This is a genomic window from Rhodococcus sp. P4_B6 (assembly GCF_056402215.1).
Map to the genome: position 1 here is coordinate 1 of NZ_JBFUHV010000427.1, position 1,588 is coordinate 1,588.

The following is a 1,588-nucleotide window of genomic DNA, read 5'->3' on the forward strand; positions in this document are numbered from 1 at the left end:
AGAACTCATACCGCCCATTCTGACACCCACCTACGACAAAACCGAGCACGCGCCCCCGCCCGCCATCGCGGCACAACTACAGCAGCCTCCGCCCCACCAGTCCCGGCCCCACCAGCGGCGCGACGCCACCGAGCAACGCATCGAAGCTCGGTTCCCTGCGCCCGCTGGGCAACCCGCCCCTGCTGGGCGTCGTTGCCAGCGCCGCCGGGGATCACCGTCTCCGCGATCGCCCTGTTCCCCACGCTGGCGCACCTGTGAACACGCGGGCGGCCACCGCATTTGCGGTCACCATCCGGCCTAGCCCACACCACCCCGGCACCACCGTCCAAGGCGACTCCAAGCGACCACCACACCTCGCGTTGCCGTACCGCCGAAATCACATCGGATCCGGTGATCGGACGAGACTGTTCAGCTCATCGAGAACCTCATCGAACGCGGCCGTCGGGATGCGGAAGTCTGTGCCCTCCGACGCGCTGAGGCGTCCACGTACGTAGGCGAGCATGGCGAGTTCACGCTCGAAGTCTGCTGCGGTTCGGTCGCCCATGGCCTCATCATGCCGTGCGTGGGCGGTGAGCCGAACTGCGCCACTAGCCTCTCGAAAAAAGAACTGTCAGTGCCGCATTCACCACCACGACCCCATTCCAGAGAAGACGTACCGTCACCGCGTAGACACCTCATCCCTCCGGACCTGGCGACTCGCCGCGGACCCTCCAAACCGGCACCAGCGGCCCTATGCCCTTACCCACGCACATGCCACGGAACCCCCCAGCGTCAACGATGTCCGCGGGGATGCGCTGGCGGCTCCTATGTTCGTCTGTCTGACAGGGCCGACCTTCAACCGGACGGACCCCTGAAAACGCACTGACCTGCACTTCCTCGACCGAACACCCTCGGCCTGCCCATTTACGCAGCAGCTTGCTGCGTAAATTCCCATCACCGCGCCCTTCCTCGTCTCGAGGAGCGGCCCGGTGCCCCAAGGTCGACATGAAGAGCGGACGTATCGGCACGCCCGGCTTCACCACCTGTCGGTCGGATGCGAGAAGATGGCAACGATGAGTCGAGCAGAAGAAATCGAGCCCGCCGGCTACGGCGCATTGCTCGAGGACATCAAGTCCCAGGTCCGCACCGCCCGTGTCCACGCCGCCCGCAAGGTCAACACGGAGCTGATCCTCCTGTATTGGAAGATCGGGAAGCTGATCCGCGCTCGGCAGAGCGAGGAAGGGTGGGGAACCCGGGTCATTGCCCGGCTCGCCGACGACCTCCGCACCGAGTTCCCCGGCATGCGAGGACTGTCCCAGCGCAACCTCGTCTACATGCGCACCCTCGCCACCGAATACCCCGACCCCATTGCGCAGCACCCTGCTGCGCAATTGCCGTGGGGACACATCCTCGTCCTCCTCGACCGTCTCCCCGACCCCCATGTCCGCGACTGGTACGCCAGCCAGGCCGCCCATCACGGCTGGTCCCGCGCCACACTCGTCCATCACATCAGTTCGGATCGGCACCTGCGTGTCGGTGCCGCCCCGAACAACTTCCCCACCACGCTGCCGGCGCCCGAATCCGACCTCGCCCACGAGATCCTCCAGGA

2 protein-coding genes are annotated in these 1,588 nt (G+C 66.0%); one reads left to right on the plus strand and one right to left on the minus strand.

What is annotated here, in order from left to right; genetic code table 11:
• Positions 1-376 precede the first annotated feature (376 nt).
• Positions 377-544 carry a hypothetical protein gene (locus AC1DWT_RS51265; protein ID WP_197436257.1) on the minus strand — a complete coding sequence of 56 codons (168 nt, stop codon included), beginning with the start codon at positions 542-544 and terminating at the stop codon, positions 377-379.
• Between the two features lie 508 nt (positions 545-1,052).
• Between AC1DWT_RS51265 and AC1DWT_RS51270 the strand changes: the two genes are divergently transcribed.
• The coding region (locus AC1DWT_RS51270) for a DUF1016 N-terminal domain-containing protein (RefSeq protein ID WP_477926273.1) at positions 1,053-1,588 on the plus strand (536 nt) is incomplete at its 3' end.